At 60.4% G+C, this 14,159-nt stretch carries 13 protein-coding genes; 3 read left to right on the forward strand and 10 right to left on the reverse strand.

Annotation, left to right across the window (positions count from 1 at the left end):
• Window positions 1-65: 65 nt before the first annotated feature.
• The 3 genes from AB5Y53_RS02825 to AB5Y53_RS02835 form a co-directional block, all read right to left on the reverse strand.
• Window positions 66-572, reverse strand: coding sequence for a DinB family protein (locus tag AB5Y53_RS02825; protein WP_042650299.1), 507 nt, complete (start codon window positions 570-572; stop codon window positions 66-68).
• Window positions 573-638: 66 nt separating this feature from the next.
• Window positions 639-1,487 (reverse strand): S-formylglutathione hydrolase, encoded by an 849-nt coding sequence (fghA, locus tag AB5Y53_RS02830; protein ID WP_039039543.1) that lies wholly within the window; start codon window positions 1,485-1,487, stop codon window positions 639-641.
• A 48-nt stretch (window positions 1,488-1,535) separates the two neighbouring features.
• Complete coding sequence (locus tag AB5Y53_RS02835; RefSeq protein WP_010672469.1) at window positions 1,536-2,663, reverse strand: S-(hydroxymethyl)glutathione dehydrogenase/class III alcohol dehydrogenase; 1,128 nt, start codon at window positions 2,661-2,663, stop codon at window positions 1,536-1,538.
• Window positions 2,664-2,781: 118 nt separating this feature from the next.
• Between AB5Y53_RS02835 and AB5Y53_RS02840 the strand changes: the two genes are divergently transcribed.
• Window positions 2,782-3,687, forward strand: coding sequence for a LysR substrate-binding domain-containing protein (locus tag AB5Y53_RS02840; RefSeq protein WP_039039541.1), 906 nt, complete (start codon window positions 2,782-2,784; stop codon window positions 3,685-3,687).
• Between the two features lie 63 nt (window positions 3,688-3,750).
• Here the strand turns inward: AB5Y53_RS02840 and AB5Y53_RS02845 are convergent, their stop codons facing one another.
• From AB5Y53_RS02845 to AB5Y53_RS02860, 4 genes are all read right to left on the reverse strand, one after another.
• On the reverse strand, window positions 3,751-4,716 hold the full coding sequence (locus AB5Y53_RS02845; RefSeq protein ID WP_010672471.1) for an ABC transporter permease: 966 nt from the start codon (window positions 4,714-4,716) through the stop codon (window positions 3,751-3,753).
• Window positions 4,717-4,718: 2 nt separating this feature from the next.
• Window positions 4,719-5,837, reverse strand: a complete 1,119-nt coding sequence (locus AB5Y53_RS02850) for an ABC transporter permease (RefSeq protein ID WP_109112064.1) — start codon at window positions 5,835-5,837, stop codon at window positions 4,719-4,721.
• A gap of 79 nt (window positions 5,838-5,916) precedes the next feature.
• Entirely contained in the window at window positions 5,917-7,494 is a 1,578-nt protein-coding gene (locus AB5Y53_RS02855) for an ABC transporter ATP-binding protein (protein ID WP_103857800.1), read from the reverse strand.
• A gap of 101 nt (window positions 7,495-7,595) precedes the next feature.
• The gene (locus AB5Y53_RS02860; protein WP_041212138.1) at window positions 7,596-8,594 is read right to left on the reverse strand and encodes a BMP family protein; all 999 of its coding nucleotides are present in this window, start codon (window positions 8,592-8,594) and stop codon (window positions 7,596-7,598) included.
• 412 nt (window positions 8,595-9,006) lie between these two features.
• Here AB5Y53_RS02860 and uvrD point away from each other — a divergent pair, with 412 nt between their 5' ends.
• Complete coding sequence (gene uvrD, locus AB5Y53_RS02865) at window positions 9,007-11,178, forward strand: DNA helicase II (protein WP_368181098.1); 2,172 nt, start codon at window positions 9,007-9,009, stop codon at window positions 11,176-11,178.
• Window positions 11,179-11,849: 671 nt separating this feature from the next.
• On the opposite strand, the gene AB5Y53_RS02870 is transcribed toward uvrD, so the two are convergent.
• The 3 genes from AB5Y53_RS02870 to AB5Y53_RS02880 all read right to left on the reverse strand — a co-directional run bounded on the left by AB5Y53_RS02870 (window position 11,850) and on the right by AB5Y53_RS02880 (window position 13,448).
• Window positions 11,850-12,458 (reverse strand): hypothetical protein, encoded by a 609-nt coding sequence (locus AB5Y53_RS02870; protein WP_368181099.1) that lies wholly within the window; start codon window positions 12,456-12,458, stop codon window positions 11,850-11,852.
• A gap of 120 nt (window positions 12,459-12,578) precedes the next feature.
• Complete coding sequence (locus AB5Y53_RS02875) at window positions 12,579-13,139, reverse strand: hypothetical protein (RefSeq protein WP_368181100.1); 561 nt, start codon at window positions 13,137-13,139, stop codon at window positions 12,579-12,581.
• 93 nt (window positions 13,140-13,232) lie between these two features.
• On the reverse strand, window positions 13,233-13,448 hold the full coding sequence (locus AB5Y53_RS02880; protein ID WP_368181101.1) for a hypothetical protein: 216 nt from the start codon (window positions 13,446-13,448) through the stop codon (window positions 13,233-13,235).
• A gap of 155 nt (window positions 13,449-13,603) precedes the next feature.
• Between AB5Y53_RS02880 and AB5Y53_RS02885 the strand changes: the two genes are divergently transcribed.
• A complete protein-coding gene (locus AB5Y53_RS02885) occupies window positions 13,604-14,116 on the forward strand; it encodes a hypothetical protein (protein WP_368181102.1) in 513 nt (170 codons plus the stop codon).
• The last annotated feature ends 43 nt before the right edge of the window (window positions 14,117-14,159 follow it).

Raw genomic sequence — 14,159 nt, forward strand, 5'->3', positions numbered from 1 at the left:
ATCGCAACAATGAAAAAGGCCCCTCGGGGCCTTTTTTGCAGGATGCGACACTGTGGGGCGACGCCTCACTCGAGGGGGAGTGCGAGGCCCAGATCGGCGTTCAGGCGCATCAGCAGCCACTGCATGCCGGCGAGGTGCTGGTGGTCATGGCTGACGAGCAGGCGCACCAGACCGTCCAGGGTCACCTCCCCATAGCCGCCATAGCGGGCGCGGCGCTGCCAGGCGTCGGACGGCACCGTCTTCAGCCATTCGACGGTCTGCAGGCGGGCGGTGCGAAAGCGGTCGAGCTGCGTGGCGGTATCCTGTCGGGGGTAATCATGGTCCAGCGCCAGCTGATAACCATCGAGGGAGGCGAGTTCCGGCAGGCTCTCCGCCAGGGTGCGACGAAACCGCACCTGATAGCCCAGCACCTCGATGTCCAGCAGGTGGCAGAGGTGCCCCCTGGCACTGAAACGCTCGGAGGGGATCCCGGCCCAGTTGGCGGGTTCCCAGTCCAGGTGGTCGGTGGGGACCTGTGCCAGCAGCCGCTCGAACTGGTCCGGCATGGCCAGCAATGTGGTGAAGAGAGGCATCCTTGTCTCCTGTTTCCGGGTGAATGGCCGCCCGCTGACGGGGGGGCGGCCACGAGCGGGTCAGCCTCAGGCCGGTTCGCCCAGGTGGTTGGCGTGAAAGCGCAGGTGCGCCTCGATGAAGCTCGCCACGAAGTAATAGCTGTGGTCGTAGCCGGCATGGCGGTTGAGCGTCAGGGGCCACGCCCGGGTGGCGGCCACTTCGGCCAGGGTGTCGATGCCGAGCTGCTCCGCCAGGAAGGGGTCGTCCAGCCCCACGTCCACCAGGGTCGGCAGGGGCGGGCTGTCGTGGTGGCGCAGCAGCTGGCAGGCATCCCACTCCTGCCACAGCAGGGGGTTGTTGCCGAGGTAGGCGCCGAGGGCCTTCTGGCCCCAGGGGCAGCGGCTCGGGTGGCTGATGGGGCTGAAGGCCGACACCGAGCGGTAGCGACCCGGCTCGCGCAGGGCGGCGATGAGGGCGCCGTGGCCCCCCATGGAGTGGCCGCTGATGGCGCGCTTCGTCGAGACCGGGAAGTGGGTCTCGATGAGCTCGGGCAGCTCCCGGGTGACGTAATCGTACATCTGGTAGTGATCCCGCCAGGGGGTCTGGGTGGCGTTGACGTAGAAACCCGCCCCCATGCCGAGGTCATAGCCGGGATCGTCCGCCACCCCTTCACCGCGGGGGCTGGTGTCCGGTGCCACCAGAGCGATGCCGAGCTCGGCGGCGATGCGCTGGGCCCCGGCTTTTTGCATGAAGTTCTCGTCGGTGCAGGTGAGACCGGAGAGCCAGTAGAGCACCGGGACTTTCTGGCCGGTGAGGGCCTGGGGCGGCAGGTAGATGGCGAAGCGCATCTCGCACCCCAGCACATTGGAGCGGTGGCGATACTGCTTGTGCCAGCCGCCGAAGCTCTTGTTGCTGCTGATGATGTCCAGATTCATGTAAGGACTCCTTGCCCCGCCCATGCGATGGGCGGGGCGCTCATGGGATCAGTAGTGGATGACGGTGCGGATGCTCTTGCCTTCGTGCATCAGATCGAACGCCTCGTTGATCTGCTCGAGGGGCATGGTGTGGGTGATGAAGTCGTCCAGCTTGAACTCACCCTGCATGTAGCGCTGTACGTAGCTCGGCAGCTCGCTGCGACCGCGCACGCCCCCGAAGGCGCTGCCGCGCCACACCCGGCCGGTGACCAGCTGGAACGGACGGGTGCTGATCTCCTGGCCCGCACCGGCCACGCCGATGATGACGGATTCGCCCCAGCCCTTGTGGCAGCACTCCAGCGCCGCGCGCATCACCTTGACGTTGCCGATGCACTCAAAGGAGAAGTCGACGCCGCCGTCGGTCATCTCGACGATCACCTCCTGAATGGGCTTGTCGAACGTGTTCGGGTTGATGCAGTCGGTGGCGCCCAGCTTGCGGGCCAGCTCGAACTTGCTCTCGTTGATGTCGATGGCGATGATGCGGCCGGCCTTGGCCAGGCGCGCGCCTATGATGGCGGAGAGGCCGATGCCCCCCAGCCCGAAGATGGCGACGCTCTCACCCTCTTTCACCTTGGCGGTGTTCATCACGGCGCCGATGCCGGTGGTGACGCCGCAGCCGAGCAGGCAGACCTCTTCCAGGGGGGCGGCCGGATCCACCTTGGCGATGGAGATCTCGGGCAGTACCGTGTATTCGCTGAAGGTGGAGGTGCCCATGTAGTGGTAGATGGGCTGGCCGTCCTTGGAGAAGCGGGTGGTGCCGTCCGGCATCAGCCCCTTGCCCTGGGTGGCACGGATCTTCTGGCACAGGTTGGTCTTGCCGGATTTGCAGAACTTGCACTCGCCGCACTCGGGGGTGTAGAGCGGGATCACGTGATCGCCGACCTTGACGCTGGTGACGCCCTCGCCGACGGACTCGACGATACCGCCCCCTTCATGGCCCAGGATGCAGGGGAAGACCCCTTCCGGATCTTCACCGGAGAGGGTGAAGGCATCGGTGTGGCAGACGCCGGTCGCGACGATCCGCACCCGCACCTCGCCGGCCTGGGGCGGCATGACCTCGACCTCTTCGATGGAGAGGGGCTGACCCGGTCCCCAGGCGATGGCGGCTTTACACTTGATGCTCTGAACCTGTGCCATGAATGACGTCCTCGTAGTGGTTGGATGAACGGAAATGAGTTCGGAGATCCAGTGTAGTTTCCCGCCGATTTGGTGATAATAACGCTAAGTATCAAATCACTTTTACACACAGGTAATAATGTTCGGTTGGGAAGGGGTCTGTGAATTTGTCAGCGTGGCGGAGCAGGGGGGCTTTACCCCGGCCGCGCGCAAGCTCGGGGTATCGGTGGCCCAGGTGAGCCGCCAGGTGGCGCAGCTCGAAGACAGGCTGCAGGCCAAGCTGCTGCTGCGCACCACCCGCCAGGTGCGACTCACCGAACTCGGGGAGATCTATTTTCGCCACTGCCGCCAGTTGCTGGACAACCTCTACGAGGCGGAGCTGGCGGTGGGGCGCCATCAGGCGGTGCCCCAGGGCTCCTTGCGCATCACGGCCCCGGTCTCCTACGGCGAGAGCCGCATCGCCCCCCTGGTGAACGACTTCATGGTGCGCTTCCCCCAGCTGGAGGTGACCCTCAACCTCACCAACCAGTTGCTGGATCTGGTGCACGAGGGATTCGATCTGGCGATCCGCCTCGGCCACCTCAAGGATTCGACCCTGGTGGCCCGCAAGCTGGCGCAGCGGGTACCCTATGTGTGCGCCTCCCCCGCCTACACCGCCCGCCACGGCATGCCCAACAGTCTCTCGGAGCTGGCCCGTCACACCTGCCTGGTGGGCAACGGCGACGAGTGGCACTTCACCCTGAACGGTAAACCCCACAGCGTGCGGGTACGCGGTCTGCTGCAGTGCAACAGCGGCCACGCCCTGCTGGATGCGGCCATCAAGGGGATCGGCATCATCCAGCTGCCGGACTACTACGTGAGCGACCACCTCGCCCGGGGGGAGCTCATCGAGCTGCTGCCGGAGCTGCGGGCCCCCGAGGAGGGGATCTGGGCCCTCTATCCCCACAACCGCCACCTCTCCCCCAAGGTGCGGCTGCTGGTGGACTATCTGGCCGAGCGCCTCAGCGATCCCCACCAACCCGCCCTGGTGCGCCCCATCGGCTGAGCCGTCGCCCGAAAAAGAAAAGGCCCGCATGTGCGGGCCTTTTGCATGGCATGAAGGGCGGGGCTATTCCCGCTCCTTGACGTAGGGGGTGCCGAGGGCCTTGGGGGCCACCGCCTTGCCGATGAAACCGGCCAGCAGGAAGACCGTCAGGATGTAGGGCAGCGCCTCGATGGCCTGCACCGGGATCGGGAAATCGCCGATGCTGACCCCTTGCAGCCGGATGGCGACCGCGTCGAGGAAACCGAACAGCAGACAGGCCGCCATGGCGTTCCAGGGGCGCCACTTGCCGAACACCAGGGCCGCCAGCGCCATGAAGCCCTTGCCCGCGCTCATGTTGGGGATGAACTGGGCGGTTTGGGCTACCGCCAGATAGGTGCCCCCTATCCCCGCCAGCAGGCCGCCGATGATGAGGGCGGTGTAGCGCATGCGCACCACGGAGATACCGGCGGTATCCACCGCCGCCGGGGCTTCGCCCACCGCCCGCAGCCGCAGGCCGAAGCGGGTGCGGAACAGCACCCACCAGGCCAGGGGCACGGCGGCGAAGGCCACGTATTCCAGCAGGGAGTGGCCGCTCAAGAGCTCGCTGTAGAGCTGGCCGATGACGGGCACGTCATAGAGCTCCTTGGCATAGGGCAGGTCGATGGGGGCGAAGCGTGCCGCACCGGAGAGCGCCGGGGTCTGGCCCCCCTGATCGAACCAGTAGCGCCCCAGGGTCACGGTGAGGCCGGCCGCCAGGATGTTGATGGCCATGCCGCTCACTACCTGATCACCGCGGTGGGTGATGGTGGCGAAGCCGTGCAGCAGGGCGAACAGGATGGAGATCCCCACCCCGACTCCCAGCCCAATCCAGGCGGAACCGGTGACGGCGGCGGCGGCCGCACTGGCGAAGGCGGAGGCCAGCAGCTTGCCCTCCAGGGCGATGTTGACCACCCCGGAGCGTTCACAAAACATCCCGGCCATGGCCGCCAGGATGAGCGGAGGCGCGGTACGAATGGTCGCGTCCAGCATCAGGATCAGCATTTCAAACATGGTCAGGCTCCTTTGACTTGCGCGGCTGAGCGGTTGGCGAAGGCCAGGTAGGCCTGCTCGATGCGCGGACGCAGCATGTGCTCCAGGGCGCCGCAGAACAGGATCACCAGACCCTGCAGCACCACGACGATGTTGCGGTCCACCCCGAACTCGAAGCTGAGCTCGGCGCCGCCCTGGTAGAGGAAGCCGAACAGCAGGCTGGCGATGATGACGCCGACCGGGTGGTTGCGACCCATCAGGGCTACCGCGATGCCGGTGAAGCCGAAGCCTTCCACGAAGTTGAGCTTGATCTGGTGCAGCTCACCCTGCAGCACGTTGAGGGCGAAGAAGCCCGCCAGCATGCCGGAGATCACCATGGCCAGGATCACCACCTTGGGGTAGGAGATGCCCGCATAGGCGGAGGCACTCTGGCTTGCGCCCACGGAGCGGATCTCGTAGCCCCAGCGGGTATGCCAGATGAAGACCCACACCAGGGCCGCACAGATCAGCGCCCAGAAGAAGCTGATGTTGAGGGGGCTGTTGGGCATGGCGATGCCGAAACCGGCCGCCAGCTCGCTCATCTTCGGCAGCCAGCTCGCCACGGCGAACACCTTGCTCTCGGTGGCCATGGATCCTGGCGGCTTGAAGACGTCGACCAAGAGGTAGGCCATCAGGGAGGCGGCGATGAAGTTGAACATGATGGTGGTGATGACGATGTGGCTGCCCCGCTTGGCTTGCAGCCAGGCCGGGATGAAGGCCCAGGCCGCACCGAACAGGCCGCCGGCGATGATGGCGAGCGGCAGCAAGAGTGCGAACGGCAGCACGTCCCCGAGCAGCAGACAGACCAGACCGACCCCGAGGCCGCCGATATAGGCCTGCCCTTCACCGCCGATGTTGAACAGGCCGGCGTGGAAGGCCACCGCCACCGCCAGACCGGTGAAGATGAAACCGGTGGCGTAATAGAGGGTGAAGCCTATCCCCTCGCCGGTGCCGAAGGCGCCGTACCACATGATTTCGGCTGCCTCGATGGGGCTGATGTCGAGGTAATAGAACAGGATGGCCGACACCAGGAAGGCCAGCAGGATATTGACTGCGGGCAGCACGCCCACGGATATCCAGGCAGGAACACGTGCTTGGCTCATGAATGGGCCTCCTTGATATCGTCGGGGACTGGTGTGTTGACCATCATCAGGCCGAATCCGTTACAAGTGGTTGTGACCTTCATGATGTGGCTCCTTGTGATTGGCTTGTCGCCACGTCGTCAGGAACTATGTTCGCCATCATCAGGCCGATGGTGCGTTCATCTGCCCTGGCACCGTCCAGCTCGCCGACGATGCGGCCATCGGCGATGACCAGAATGCGGTCGGAGAGGCTCATGATCTCGTCCAGCTCCACCGACACCAGCAGCACCGCCTTGCCCTTGTCGCGCATGGCGATGATCTGCTGGTGGATGTACTCGATGGCGCCGATGTCGACGCCCCGGGTCGGCTGGCCGACCAGCAGCACATCCGGGTCCTGCTCCACTTCCCGGGCGATCACCAGCTTCTGCTGGTTGCCGCCGGAGAAGTTGGCGGTCTTGTGCTCCGGGCTCGGCGGGCGCACGTCCCACTTGTCCATCTTGGCCTGGCAATCCTGGCGGATCGCCTCCTTGTCCTGCAGCCAGCCCTTGTTGTACTGGGCACGGCGGTGATAACCGAGGATGAAGGCCTCTTTCGCCTCGAAGCGGTTGATGAGCCCCATCTTGTGCCTGTCTTCCGGGATGTGGCCGAGGCCGAAGTTGCGCACCTGCTCCGGGTCGGCCGGGTGGCTCTGGCTTACCTCGTGGCGCTGTGCCCCGGCGATGGTGAAGCCGCCCTTGCTGGGCTTGAGGATGCCGCCGAGCATGCTGAGCAGCTCGGACTGGCCGTTGCCGGAGACCCCGGCGATGCCGACCACTTCCCCCGCCCGCACTTCGAAGCTGACGGATTTGACCCGTTCCACCCCGGCGTCATCGACGTAAGAGAGGCCCTCGACCTTGAGCTTGGCCTCGCCCGGCTGGGCGGTGCCCTTGTCGACCTTGAGGCGCACCTTGCGGCCCACCATCAGCTCGGCGAGCTGCTCCTTGTCGGTGTCTTTGGTGGCGACATGGGCCACCATCTCCCCCCGGCGCATGATAGAGACCTGATCCGTGATGGCCAGGATCTCCCGCAGCTTGTGGGTGATGAGGATGACGGTCGCCCCCTGATCCCGCAGCTTTTTCAGCACCTCGAACAGGTGATCCGCCTCTTGCGGGGTCAGCACCCCGGTGGGCTCGTCGAGGATCAGGATGCGGGCACCGCGATAGAGCGCCTTGAGGATCTCGACCCGCTGTTGCAGGCCCACCGGCAGATCCTCGACCTTCTCGTGCAGCGGCACCTCGAGACCATAGTCCCGTGCCAGCTCGCCCAGCAGCTTCTCGGCGGCCGCCAGGCTCTTGCCCAGGCGCCAGCCGTTCTCGGCCCCCAGGATGACGTTTTCCAATACGGTAAAGTTGTTCACCAGCATGAAGTGCTGGTGCACCATGCCCACCCCGGCGGCAATCGCATCTTGGGAGCCATGGGGTTTGAACGGATTCCCGTCGATCAGCATCTCGCCTCTGTCGGCGTGGTAGAAACCGTAAATGATGCTCATCAGGGTCGACTTGCCGGCGCCATTTTCGCCGACGATGCCGTGAATACTGCCTTTACGAACCTGAAGGTCGATCTGCTTGTTGGCGTACACGTCGCCGAACCGCTTATCGATACCCCTTAATTCGATGGCATAGCGATCTGTCTGGTCCATGATGCAGTCCTTGCGGGTCATGAAGTAGAGACTAAAAACCGGCCCGTGCGGGCCGGTCATCACTGGTTGAGAGTCGTAGCAGTGACTCGGTATTTGCAGGATCAGTACTTACAGGAGTTGTCGCTCATGTAGTCGTGCACCTTGATCTTGCCGGCGATGATGTCGGCCTTGATGCTCTCGACCTTGGCTTTCATTTCCGGGGTGATCAGCTTGGCGTTGTTCTCGTCCAGCGCCCAGTCAACCCCGCCTTCGGCCAGACCCAGGGACTGGATGCCCGGCTTCCAGCTGCCCTTGGCGGCGTCATCCCAGCTCTTGTACGCGGCCAGACCCACGGACTTGACCATGGAGGTCAGCATGGTGCCCGGTTGCAGGTGGTTCTGGTTGGAATCCACGCCGATGGCCAGCTTGCCTTCGTCCTTGGCAGCCTGATAGACACCGATACCGGTGCCACCGGCGGCGGCATAGACCACATCGGCGCCCTTGGCGAACTGGGACTTGGCCAGTTCTGCACCCTTGGCCGGGTCGGCGAAGGCTGCCGGGGTGGAGCCGGTCATGTTCTGATAGACGTCGATCTTCGGATTGATGTACTTGGCGCCCTGCTCATAGCCGCACTGGAACTTGCGGATCAGCGGGATGTCCATGCCGCCCACGAAGCCGACCTTGCCGGTCTTGGAGGCGATGGCCGCCAGGGCACCCACCAGGAAGGAACCTTCATGCTCCTTGAAGATGAGGGACTGGACGTTCGGCTTGTCGACCACCATGTCGATGATGGTGAACTGGGTGTTCGGGAACTCGGTGGCGACTTTCTCTACCGCGGAACCCATGTTGAAGCCGACGGCGACGATGGGGCCGTTGCCACGGCTGGCCAGACGACGCAGGCCCTGCTCGCGCTGGGCTTCGTTCTGGGGTTCGAACTCCTTGACCTTGACGCCTTTGTCCTTGTTGTAGACTTCGACGCCGTTGCGGAACACGGCTTCGTTGAAGGACTTGTCGAATTTGCCTGCGGTGTCATAGATGACGGCGGGCTCGGAGGCTGCCTGGGCGGACAGGGCAGCGAGGGTGAGGGCGGCCACGGTGGCCAGCTTGAGCACTTTAGTCACGATCGTATCCTTGATTGTTATGTGAGGGTCCACAACCTGTCTTGGCAGGTCATAAAGCACGCTGGCTAACTGTAAGTGAGCCAGCCCGTTGGTCAAGGGGATCATAGAGGAAAAACGTTTGCGTTAACGGTTTGAAATATAAGCAAATTGCCTTATAAGTGTTTGTTTTACGGTGTTTTTACAGAATTAAATTCCGGGATTAATAGGGCTCGATCGACATTTGTGTTTGGATTCATGATGTTAGGCGCAACCGTTTTCCTCCTCTGATGAAAAAACTGGCTTCCATCGGCACCAGCCCTGCGGCCTCATCGACGCAGCGTTGGCGGGCGGGTTGGCCCCCGGCTGCTCACGGCTTGGTCTCTGGCGGCTCAGGCCGTATAATCCCCGCCTGTATAAATAAACAGGAGTGGTGATGGACGTTTCAACCCTGCTCGACGGGCTCAACGACAAGCAAAGAGATGCCGTTGCGGCGCCCCGTTGCAACCTGCTGGTGCTGGCCGGTGCCGGTTCGGGCAAGACCCGGGTGCTGGTGCACCGTATCGCCTGGCTGATGCAGGTGGAACGCTGTTCACCCTTCTCCATCATCGCGGTCACCTTTACCAACAAGGCGGCGGCCGAGATGCGCGGCCGGGTCGAGAAGGTGATCGGTGACGGCGTGCGCGGCATGTGGATAGGCACCTTCCACGGCATCGCCCACCGATTGCTGCGGGCCCATCATCTGGATGCGGGCCTGCCCCAGGATTTCCAGATCCTCGACTCCGACGATCAGTACCGCCTCATTCGCCGGGTGCTCAAGGCGCTCAACCTCGACGAGAAGCACTGGGCGCCGCGCGCCGTGATGGGCTACATCAACGGCAAGAAGGACGAGGGGCTGCGCCCCGGCGACATCGACCTCTACGGCGACCCCGTCACCCGCACCTATCAGCAGATCTACAAGACCTATCAGGAGACCTGCGATCGCTCCGGGCTGGTAGATTTTGCAGAACTCCTGCTGCGCGCCCACGAGCTGTGGCTGAACAAGCCCCACATCCTCGAGCACTACCGGGATCGCTTCCAGAACATCCTGGTGGACGAGTTCCAGGACACCAACGGCATCCAGTACGCCTGGCTGCGGATGCTGGCAGGGGATTCCGGCAAGGTGATGATCGTCGGTGACGATGACCAGTCCATCTACGGCTGGCGCGGCGCCAAGATCGAGAACATCCAGCGCTTCCTGACCGACTATCAGGGGGCCGAGACCATCCGCCTAGAGCAGAACTACCGCTCCACCGCCAACATCCTCAAAGCCGCCAACTGCGTCATCGCCAACAACGCCGAGCGCCTTGGCAAGGAGCTGTGGACCGAGGGGGCCGAGGGTGAGCCCATCTCCCTCTACGCCGCCTTCAACGAGGTGGACGAGGCCCGCTTCGTGGTCGGCCGTCTCAAGGACTGGAAAGAGAAAGGCGGCCTCTTGGCCGACTGCGCCATTCTCTATCGCTCCAACGCCCAGTCCCGGGTGCTGGAAGAGGCGCTGATGCAGGACGCCATGCCGTATCGCATCTACGGCGGCCTGCGCTTCTTCGAGCGCCAGGAAATCAAGGACGCCATGGCCTACCTGCGCCTTATCAACAACCGTGGCGACGACGCCAGCTTCGAGCGGGTGGTCAACACCCCGACCCGGGGCATCGGCGATCGCACCCTCGAGATATTGCGCAACAACGCCCGGGATCAGGGCCAGAACCTGTGGCAGTCCGCCAAGGCACTGCTCAATGACAAGGTGCTGACCGGCCGTGCCGGCAATGCGGTGCGCGGCTTTGTGGATCTCATCGACGCGCTGGAGGAACAGGTCTCCCTGCTGCCACTGCACCAGCAGGCGGACATCGTCATCCAGCACTCCGGCCTCAAGGCCATGTATCTGGCGGAAAAAGGCGAGAAATCCCAGGCGCGGGTAGAGAACCTGGACGAACTGGTCACCGCCTGCCGCCAGTACCAGCGCCCGGACGAGCTGGAGGACATGAGCGATCTCTCCGCCTTCCTTGCCCATGCGGCGCTGGAATCCGGCGAGAATCAGGCGGACGAATACGCCGACGCGGTGCAACTGATGACCCTGCACAGCGCCAAGGGGCTGGAATATCCCCTGGTGCTGCTGGTCGGCGTCGAGGAAGGCATGTTCCCCAGCCAGCAATCCACTGAGGAGTCGGGCCGGCTGGAAGAGGAGCGCCGCCTCTGTTACGTGGGCATGACCCGCGCCATGGAGAAGCTCTACATCTGTTATGCCGAGAGCCGCCGCATCTATGGCCGCGAGATGTTCCACAAGCCGAGCCGCTTTATCCGCGAGATGCCCGCCGAGTGTCTGGAAGAGATCCGGCTGCGCACCCAGGTCAGCCGCCCCACCCAGTACGGCCGCTTCAGCCAGAACGAGGTGCAGCAGAGCTTCGACGCCAGCGGCATCAAGCTCGGCCAGCGGGTGCTCCATCCGAAATTCGGGGAGGGGATCGTGCTCAACTTCGAAGGGGTCGGCCAGCAGAGCCGGGTGCAAATCCAGTTCGACGACGTCGGCGCCAAGTGGTTGGTAACGGCGTATGCGAGATTGGAGGCGCTTTAATCCCCTCACCCTAGCCCTCTCCCAACGGGAGAGGGGATCATCCCCGCGATAGTCTTTGCCTTCTTCTCCCATGGCGGGAGAGGGGCCTGTTTCCGTGGTCGTTTTTGCTTCCTTCTCCCATGGCGGGAGAGGGGCCAGTTCCCGAGATCGTCTTTGCTCCCTTCTCCCCTTGTGGGAGAAGGGTTGGGGATGAGGGGGTTCGTAAATGGCTTTGTATCTTGGCACGGCTGGCGCCGTGCAGGACGCGAGGGCTGGGCCCTCGACAGGGTTTCGCCCGCCCTTCGGGCTTGGGCGAGTAACTTTTCTTTGCGTGGCCAAAGAAAAGTCACCAAAAGAAAGGCCACCCCCGCCAATCCGGCCGCTTCGCGGTTGCCCTCAGTTCAGAGCCAACGTCGGACGGGCCGCCGCAGACGGCACTTTGGCCTACGCCATCCATGGCTTCGGCCAAAGCCCGCTTCGAACATCCTTGTTCTCGCGCCAAATCGGGGTCGAGCTGTGCTCGCCCTGACCCGATTTGGCCCCTGTCCGCTGCGGCTACGCCATCTTCCCTGATGGCGTCCCTGATGTTGCCTCCGGCCCTCGGCGGATTGGAGGGGGATCATCTGTACCGTGTCCATCTTATTTGGGCAAGTTTATCCTCGGGTATAGATCGATATTTTTATACTAAAGGCCTATCGGCCAAAAATTTTATGGAACCATATGTCATGCTTTGGATTGTATCGACTCCAATGAAAATCAATTTCAAAAAATTTACAAAGATCAGAGAATGCCGCATATATATATTTAGACTTCATTAGGTTCTGATCCATAAGGTGAGCCTTAGTATAGAATGCAGTCCAAAAAGCATAGGCTTGATCAAATCTAATATCATTCACTGGCGCCGCAATAGAGTACATACCTTTATTTAATACAGAAATGCAAGTCGAAAAAATCTCATTACCTGTAGAGCAGGCAGACATAAATAATCTTCTGTTTCTAAGGAGCCCAGAAAATATATCCCCAAACTCTTGATAAGATATTCTATTCAATGTGGTATGTATATGAGTAAGATCTCCATGACAAGAAATATGAAGATAGCGATAGCCAGAATCTCTAAAGGTATATGCAAGTAATTCGAGTTCTTCTTTTGTTCTGAAATAATAGTAGATTGGATTCTTTCCTGCCATCTTTAATGTCTTATATAGAATTCTCCCTTCAAATAAGCCAGCTTCTTCATTCGCTTCTGAAAGCGACTCAAGAATAAAAACTTCTGCGCTTGTTGTATGAATTGGTGGTGTCATGAGAGCCCTCAAAGCCTTAATTGGTAACTGATTATGGCATATTGCTAGTGGAATTATTTAAACTGTGAATGTAACTACTCATCATCGTTATCTATTATTATAATTAAATATAGGGTTAAATTAGTTGTAGCCAAGAAGCTTAGGTATTATCGCTATTGCAGTACCTACTGCCACTTCTTTAGATATAGATTTAGTTTGATCAAACATATTTTTTATGGCGGAGATATAAGATCTGTCTTCCTCTCTTACTTTACCCTCTTCAAAAGTTTTATTTAGATGAGAAAAAGATTTTGATGTCAATCTATAGCCCTTCCTATCTATTTTAAGGATTAGCCCCTCTGATTTTAAAAAATCTAACGTCCCAGTAAATATTTCAATCTGATTGTCTCTGTCAATTCTTTTTTCATAATTTAATTCCATAATTTTATTTTCGGATTTAACTTTACGTTCATCATAATCATGAGAGGTCGTTACATTATCTGGGTCCATCTCATGGAAAATTTTTACAAGCTCAACTGCAGCAACAAATTCTTTCTCTTTTGATATTTCATCATCTTTGTCAAAGCTAAGGTAAGTGGAGATCATTTTCTCTTGGTCAATAAACTTTGGAACTGGGAATGAAGCGTACAGCTCTTCGAAAATTTTTGCCGTATAAATACTAAATTGAGTTATATTATCCACGGTATTACCTTATATATTTCTCGGAAAATACGGGGGCGATACTGATTGAGAAATGGCTTGTCATATGCGCTCTTAAAGCTGGCATCCAACTGATTACTTAACAAGCCTGCTCTCCATCACCCCTTTCCTGCCTTCTCTTTCACTGGCCTGACTCAGCTTGGAGCGGGCCATCAGCAGGTCCATCTTGACCTCCTGCCAGACGAAGTAGTATTTGCCCGCCTCGATGCTGAGGTTCAGGGTGGCATCGTTCTCCGACTTGTAAGAGATACGGCTACCCGGCGCCCTCTGTGTTGGTTGGAAGAAAGACAAATAAAGGTTCGCATGGGGCCTTGCTGGCACGCAACCGCTCAGACTGGTACCGATGTGACGGGATTCAATATTTCGGCAATTAACGGACATGGTGCGGCACTTTGACGATGCGGCGAACCACGGCATACTGCCCCGTCACCAGATGGGAGTCATTGATGTCTAAATGGATGCCGACACTGCGCCGGCTGGGGCGCTGGTTGTTGCGAAAAACGGCGCTGGCGCTGCTGACCAGCCTGCTGTTTTTGCTTTCGTTCACCCTGTTCCAGTACGCTTCCTGGTGGCCAACGCTGACAGACAATGCATTCCTTGTGTGGGGCGGCTCCTATCAAGGAGATACCTTTGTCGAGCTGGCTTTACCCATGCTGAAGCTGGCTACCTCTCTGGGCACACTCTTCTGGCCCCTGTTTTTGCTGACGCCCCGGCCGCTGTTGTTGCCGCTCTTTGCCGGGCTCTGGTTGTGGCAGACCTATGACCTTGCCTTTATGACGGCAACCGCTTCGACCTGGCTGCCATACGAGATCATCTGGAGCTTTATCCTGCCCCACACCCACTGGCTGCTGCTCACCCTGCTGGCGCCGTTGCTGCTGATCCGCCAGCTTGGCAGGCGACTATTTGCGGATACATCGGCAACACAGGCAGGGGGCGTCATCCTGGACGACGGGCGGTAGCCAGAGGGATCGATTACGCGATCGTCCGATTACGCTTCGCTAA

The organism is Aeromonas sp. R7-5, from assembly GCF_040908015.1.
GTDB classification, from domain to species: Bacteria; Pseudomonadota; Gammaproteobacteria; order Enterobacterales; family Aeromonadaceae; genus Aeromonas; species Aeromonas caviae.

Coding starts and splice junctions, on each gene's coding strand:
- AB5Y53_RS02855 (WP_103857800.1), bottom strand. CDS start 7,494: ATGGACCAGACAGATCGCTATGCCATCGAATTAAGGGGTATCGATAAG.
- fghA (WP_039039543.1), bottom strand. CDS start 1,487: ATGAATCTGGACATCATCAGCAGCAACAAGAGCTTCGGCGGCTGGCAC.
- uvrD (WP_368181098.1), top strand. CDS start 9,007: ATGGACGTTTCAACCCTGCTCGACGGGCTCAACGACAAGCAAAGAGAT.
- AB5Y53_RS02840 (WP_039039541.1), top strand. CDS start 2,782: ATGTTCGGTTGGGAAGGGGTCTGTGAATTTGTCAGCGTGGCGGAGCAG.
- AB5Y53_RS02845 (WP_010672471.1), bottom strand. CDS start 4,716: ATGTTTGAAATGCTGATCCTGATGCTGGACGCGACCATTCGTACCGCG.
- AB5Y53_RS02870 (WP_368181099.1), bottom strand. CDS start 12,458: ATGACACCACCAATTCATACAACAAGCGCAGAAGTTTTTATTCTTGAG.
- AB5Y53_RS02885 (WP_368181102.1), top strand. CDS start 13,604: ATGTCTAAATGGATGCCGACACTGCGCCGGCTGGGGCGCTGGTTGTTG.
- AB5Y53_RS02825 (WP_042650299.1), bottom strand. CDS start 572: ATGCCTCTCTTCACCACATTGCTGGCCATGCCGGACCAGTTCGAGCGG.
- AB5Y53_RS02835 (WP_010672469.1), bottom strand. CDS start 2,663: ATGGCACAGGTTCAGAGCATCAAGTGTAAAGCCGCCATCGCCTGGGGA.
- AB5Y53_RS02850 (WP_109112064.1), bottom strand. CDS start 5,837: ATGAGCCAAGCACGTGTTCCTGCCTGGATATCCGTGGGCGTGCTGCCC.